This window comes from Amycolatopsis sp. NPDC003731, from assembly GCF_053586895.1.
This window is the reverse complement of sequence record NZ_JBSFNC010000052.1, coordinates 51,022-57,021: the sequence shown is the minus strand read 5'-3', so window position 1 is coordinate 57,021 and position 6,000 is coordinate 51,022. Positions and strand designations below refer to the sequence as shown.

4 protein-coding genes are annotated in these 6,000 nt (G+C 74.4%); 3 read left to right on the top strand and 1 reads right to left on the bottom strand.

The features are described 5' to 3' along the window. Positions 1 to 228: 228 nt before the first annotated feature. Genes ACWDN5_RS22610 through ACWDN5_RS22600 form a run of 3 tightly spaced genes read left to right on the top strand, consistent with a single transcriptional unit; the run spans position 229 to position 4,828 of the window. Positions 229 to 1,068 carry an ABC transporter ATP-binding protein gene (locus tag ACWDN5_RS22610; protein ID WP_086848261.1) on the top strand — a complete coding sequence of 280 codons (840 nt, stop codon included), beginning with the start codon at positions 229 to 231 and terminating at the stop codon, positions 1,066 to 1,068. Next, positions 1,052 to 1,813, top strand: coding sequence for an ABC transporter permease (locus ACWDN5_RS22605; RefSeq protein ID WP_449677673.1), 762 nt, complete (start codon positions 1,052 to 1,054; stop codon positions 1,811 to 1,813). Before ACWDN5_RS22610 ends, ACWDN5_RS22605 begins: the two co-directional genes overlap by 17 nt. Before the next feature lie 18 nt (positions 1,814 to 1,831). Then, positions 1,832 to 4,828 (top strand): beta-ketoacyl synthase N-terminal-like domain-containing protein, encoded by a 2,997-nt coding sequence (locus ACWDN5_RS22600; RefSeq protein ID WP_449677672.1) that lies wholly within the window; start codon positions 1,832 to 1,834, stop codon positions 4,826 to 4,828. A 14-nt stretch (positions 4,829 to 4,842) separates the two neighbouring features. Here ACWDN5_RS22600 and ACWDN5_RS22595 read toward each other — a convergent pair whose 3' ends face one another. Beyond that, complete coding sequence (locus ACWDN5_RS22595) at positions 4,843 to 5,925, bottom strand: hypothetical protein (RefSeq protein ID WP_449677671.1); 1,083 nt, start codon at positions 5,923 to 5,925, stop codon at positions 4,843 to 4,845. Between the last annotated feature and the right edge of the window lie 75 nt (positions 5,926 to 6,000).

Here is a 6,000-nt window from a genome sequence, read left to right as displayed (position 1 = left end):
CGCTGGCGAAGGAACTGCCCGCGTACATGCTGCCGCGGCGGGTCGAGGTGCTGCCGAAGCTGCCCCGGTCGGTCAACGGCAAGTTCGACCGCGTCGCGTTGCGCGCGGCGCTCGACGCGGTGCCCGCCGGCACCGAATGACGGCAGTTTCCTGCCACCGCGGGGGAGCGCCGCCCCGGCCGTCCTCGTGCGACAGTCCAAGAGCCGTGAATCGCAAGGAGCGATCCCTATGTTGCAAGCAATCGACCTCCGGAAACGCTATGACGAAGTGCAGGCCCTCGACGGCTTCAGCCTCGAGGTCGCCGCGGGTGAGATCGTCGGGCTGGTCGGCCACAACGGCGCCGGCAAGACCACCTTCGTCGAAATGGTGTCCGGGCTGCTGCGCCCGGACAGCGGAACCGTGCTCGTCGACGGCGAATCGCCGACGCGCGCCCGCGACCGCATCGGCATCTCCCCGCAGCACATCGCGCTCTACCGCCCCCTGACCGTGCGCGAGCACCTGGAGCTGTACGGCCGCCTGGCCGGCCTGCGCCGGGCCGCGCTGCGCTCGGCCATCGACGACCTCACCGCCGCGCTGCGGCTGGAGGGCTTCCTGAACCGCACCTGCGGTCTGCTCTCGGGTGGCCAGCAGCGGCGGGCGCAGGCCGCGACGGCGCTGGTGCACCGGCCGGCGCTGCTGCTGCTCGACGAGCCGACCGCCGGTGCCGACCCCGAGACCCGTCAGGCGCTGCTCGACGTGGTCAAGCAACGAGCAGGCGAGGGAGCCGCAGTGGTCTACACCACCCACTACCTGACCGAACTGACCGACCTGCAGGCCACGATCGCGGTGGCCGCCGAAGGCCGGGTGATCGCGCGCGGCGGCGCCGACGAGCTGCTGTCGGGCCTGCCCGGCGAGGTCCGCGTGCGCACCGCCGACGAGCAGCTGACCGTCTCGACCACCGACCCGACCGGCACGCTGCTGGAGCTGCTGCCCACGGTGACGCGGCCGGTCGAGTCCGTCGAGCTGCGCAACCCCAGCCTGGACGACCTCTACCACTCCCTGGCGGTGACCGATGTCGACGCGCACTGACTCCCTCTCCCGGGCCGGCGCCCTCGTCCGCTACAACGCGATCCTGCGCCTGCGCGACCCGTCGCAGCTGATCAGCTACCTGATCACGCCGATGATCTTCATGGTGCTGTTCCAGCCGCTGTACGTGAAGGCGCTGGGCACCGGCGCGGTCGAGGCGGTGACCGGGCAGCTGGTGATGTTCTCGGTGTTCGCGATGGCGATCGTGGGCAACGCGATCTTCGTCGAACGCGAGTGGCGCACCTGGGACCGGCTGCGCGCCAGCCGCGCGGCCCGCGCGGAGCTGCTGATCGGCAAGGCCGTCCCGGTGTTCGTCGTGCTGCTGATCCAGCAGGGCGTGCTCATCGTCTACGGCTGGCTCGTCGTCGGCATGCCGTTCCCGGTGTCGCCCGGGCTGGTGTTCGGCGCGATGTGCCTGTGGGGCTTCATGCTGCTGGCCATGGGCGCCGCACTGTCCACTGTGGTCCGCAGCCGTGGCGACCTGATCGTCGCGGTCGACCTCGGCGCGATCACCATCAGCTCGCTGGGCGGCTCGCTGCTGCCGGTGTCGCTGATGCCGCCGTGGGCGCAGTCGGCCGCGCCGTTCTCTCCGGGCTACTGGGGGCTGTCGCTCATCCGCGCGGCCATGGCGGGCAACGCCGAAGCGATGCTGCGCCCGGCGTTGATCGTGCTCGCGATCGGCCTGGCCACCGGCGCCTTCGCCACCTACCGGCTCGCCCACGGCTGGGGCCGCAGCCACCTGCTCTGATCTCCTGGAAGGACGGCCATGACGGAACCGGCACACGAATCGGCCGTGGCGCTCGTCGGGATGGCGGGGCGCTTCCCGGGCGCCGCCGACGTCGAGCAGCTGCGCCGCAACCTCGCGGCCGGGCTCCCCGGCCTGCGCGAGCTGACCGACGCCGAACTCGCCGCCGCGGGCGTGGACCCGGCCACCCCGGGCCACGTCCGCGTCGGCGGGCCCGTGGCCGGCGGCGTCGACACGTTCGACGCCGCCGCCTTCGGGCTGTCCGCGCGCGAGGCGGAAACCCTGGAACCGCACCACCGGCTCCTGCTGGAGTGCTCGTGGGAAGCCCTGGAACGGGCCGGTTACCGGCCGACGGATCCCGGGGTGCCCGTCGGGCTGTTCGCCGGCTGCGCCTTCCCCGACTACCTGACCCGCAACCTGCCCGGCCTGGCCGGGGAACCGGGCGGCAAGCCCCTGCTGTCCGCGGGGGTGGAGCGCGACTCGCTGACGTCGCTCGTGTCGTACAAGCTGGGCCTGCGCGGCCCGGCGATCACCGTGCAGACGTACTGCTCGACGTCGCTGGTCGCGGTCCACCTGGCGTGCCAGAGCCTGCTGACCTACGAGTGCGACCTGGCCCTGGCCGGGGGCGCCGCGCTGCCGCTGCCGCAGACCGGCGGCCACGTTTTCGAAGAGGGCAGCATCCTGTCGCCCGACGGCCGGGTGCGCGCCCTCGACGCGGAGGCGAACGGCACGGTGATGGGCTCCGGCGCGGCGGTCGTCGCGCTGAAACGCCTGGAGGACGCCCTCGCCGACGGCGACGTCGTGCACGCGGTGCTCCTCGGCTCGGCGGTCAACAACGACGGCCGTGACCGCGCCGGCTACCCCGCCCCCGGGGTCGCCGGGCAGGCCGCGGTGGTCGACACCGCGCTGGCCGTGGCCGGGGTGAAGCCCGAGACGGTGGGGTACGTCGAGTGCCACGCCGTCGGCACGCCGCTGGGCGACTCGATCGAGCTGGCCGCGCTGAACCGGGTCTTCGGGCCGGGACGCGCGGCGCCGTGCGTGCTCAGCTCGGTCAAGCCCAGCATCGGGCACCTCGACCGGGCGTCCGGCGTCACGTCGTTGATCCGGGCGGCGCTGAACCTGCGTGACGGCGTCCTGCCGGGCACGGCCGGGTTCCGCACGCCCAACCCCGCGCTCGGTGACCGGTTCACCGTGCTGCCCGCCGACGTCCCCTGGCCCGCGGACGGCGCGCCGCGGCGGGCGGGCGTCAGCTCGTTCGGCGTCGGCGGGACGAACGCGCACGTCGTCCTCGAACAGCCGCCGGTCCGGGAGCCCCGGCGTTCTCGCGGGCCGCACTTGCTCACGTTCTCCGCGGGGGACGCCGGTGCGCTCGACGAGGTGACCTCGCGGCTGCGCGCCCACCTGGCCGCGCACCCGGACTCGGACCTCGCCGACGTCGCTTTCACGCTGCAGGTGTCGCGCGGCCACTTCGCGCTGCGGCGGGCGGTGGTGGTCCAGGACCTGCCGGACGCGGTGGCGGCGCTGGCCGATCCCGAACGGTGGATCGACGGCGAGACGCGTCGCCGTGACCCGCGGTTCCGGCTGGTCGCGGGCACCGGCTCCGGCTGGGCGCCGACGGCCGACGCGGCCCACCGCCTGCTGGCCGGGGCCGAGGTCCCCGCGCCGGCGGCCACGCGCGAGGGCGCGCTGTCGGCGTTGACCGCCGGCCTGACCCGGCTGGGCATCCGGCTGGACGAGGGCGCCTCGGAGACGGTCGCCGTCGAGAGCGGGTGGTCGGCCGCGGAGCTGCTCACGGTGGTGGCCCGGCTGTGGCTCGCGGGCTGCACGGTCGATTGGGCGGCCCTGCACCGCGGCGAGGGGCGGCGGGTGGAGTTGCCGCCGTACCCGTTCCAGCGCAAGCGTTTCTGGGTCGAGGCGGCCGAGGGACCGCGTCCGGGGGCGTACGTGCCGTCGTGGCGGCTCGACCCGCAGCCCCTGGCCGGCTTGGAGAGCCGGGTGCGGGCGGCGGGGCCGTGGCTGGTGTTCGCCGGTGATCCGGTCGGCGAGGCCCTGGCCGCCCGCATCACCCTGGCGGGGTCCGAGGTGACCACCGTGCGGCCCGGTTCCGGGTTCGCGTTCCTGGACACCGGTGACTTCGTCGTGGGCCCGGGCGACCTGCCGGCGCTGCTGCGGTCGCTGGTCGTCGTCCCGCGGACGGTCGTGCACGGCTTCGCCCTGGGCGGCTCACCGGGGGAGATCGAGGTGGCGGCCGGGTTGTGGCCGGGGATGGTGACGCTCACCTCCGGCGCCGTGGGTGTCCTGGGGGCCGACTTGACCACGCCTTCGCAGGCGGGTCTCACGGCGTTGACGCCGCGGCACGTGGACGTGGGGCCGGACGCCGACCTGGACCAGGTGCTGGCGGCGGTGCTGCACGCGGATTCCCCGCTGGCGGTGCGCGGCGACCAATCGTGGCGGCCGCACCACGAGCCGTGGGAGCCGGCCGGGCACGCCGAAGCCGAGGTGCACCACGACGTGCCGGACCTGGGCGGACGGCGGGGAATCCTGCTGGTCCGGCCGGATCCGGCCGGCCGCGTCCTGGCCGCGGAAGCGCGGGTGGCCCGGCTCGCCGGCCGCGGGCGGTGGACGACGGTGGTGTCCACTTCGGACCCCGGCTCGGCGGTCCTGGCGGCGGTGGCGGCCGCCGACCACCTGACCGAGGTCGTGCTCTCCGGGGTGCCGCTCGCCCGCCCGGTCGCCCCCGCCGAGTCCGTTCGCCTCCCGGGTGCGGCCCGGCCGCGGCCGGACCTGGGGACGCCGTTCGTGGAGCCGGAGCCGGGCCTCGAGCAGGAGGTGGCGGCGCGCTGGGCGGCGGCACTGGGCTACGAGGAGGTCGGCGCGGACGACAATTTCTTCGACCTGGGCGGCCGCTCGGCCGGAGCGGTCCGCATCGCGGCCCACTGGAACCTCCCCGCGACGGCGGTCGTCGAGCTGCCGACGGTCCGGTTGCTCGCCGCCCGGATCGCCGAAACCCGTGGCTGACCCGGGCACGGGTGTCAGGGACGGATCCAGAGGGTGCGGCTGCCCGCCAGGAGTACCCGGCCGTCCGCGAGGCGCGCGGCGGCGCTGACCGGATCCGGTGGGCACCCGAGTTCGCCCCGCTGCCAGCCACCGGCATCGAGCGTCCAGACGATCGAGCAGGATCGGCTCGACCCGGCCCAGCTCTTTTCGGAGCGTTCTCCGATCAGCACCGGCTTGCCTGCTGCGTCGACGGTCCCGCCGCTGATCCGGCCGTCACCCAGCGCCGTGGGAGCTTCGAGCTGCCAGTCGCCGGGTTCGCCGGTCACGACCAGCGGGCCGGCCGCGGAAATCCCGGCCAGCAGCCACTTCCCGCCGGTACGCAGTACCGTGGTGACGACGAGTTCGCTCCCTCGCACCGGGACGTCCGACACCGTCCACGTTTCCCCCGCGTCCCCGGAGGACCACACCCGTGCGGCCGTACCGGCGGAGCCGGCCACGAGGACCCGGTCGCCCTCGGCCGCGATTGCCCTCGGCTCCCAGTAGCCCGGCAGGTCCGTCGGCAGCGTGATCTCGTGCGCGGTGCGGCCCTCGTCACCGGACACCCACGCGACCGGTTGGGGCCTGCCGGAAGGTTGCCCCGTACCGACGCCGACCAGGTTCCGGCCCGCGCGGGCCAGCGCCACCGCCCGCCGGTCGGACTCCGGCTGGAAAAGCGGAACGACGGCGCCGGAGCGGTCCCGCCGTGAGAACGCCGGGCCGAGCCCGATCACGGAGCCGTCCGGCCCGGGTACGGCGGCGGTGGCGGTGAAGCCGGTGGCTGCCTGTTCCGGCGTCCGGTCGAGCACGAGCCGAGTGCAGTCCTCCTTGCCCACCCAGGTCGACGCCACGCGGCTGCTGGTGGCCCACGAATAGGCGGTGAAGCCGAGCACGCAGGCGCCGTCCGGCACCAGCGTGCTCGGTCCGTCGTAGACGGCGCGGTCCACTACCGGGAGCTGGATGGCGTCGGTGCGCGCGACGAAACCGAGCGCGTCGAGCGGCTCATCGGGCGTCATGGGCGCTGGGTCGCAAGCCACCAGCACGACCAAGGACACCGCGAGAATTCCCCCGACCTTCTTCACGATCGTGGACCTTGCCAGCGAAAGGTCACGGTCCAGCCTCGCGAAGGTGCGGTTTCGGGCATGGGTGATGGGCCC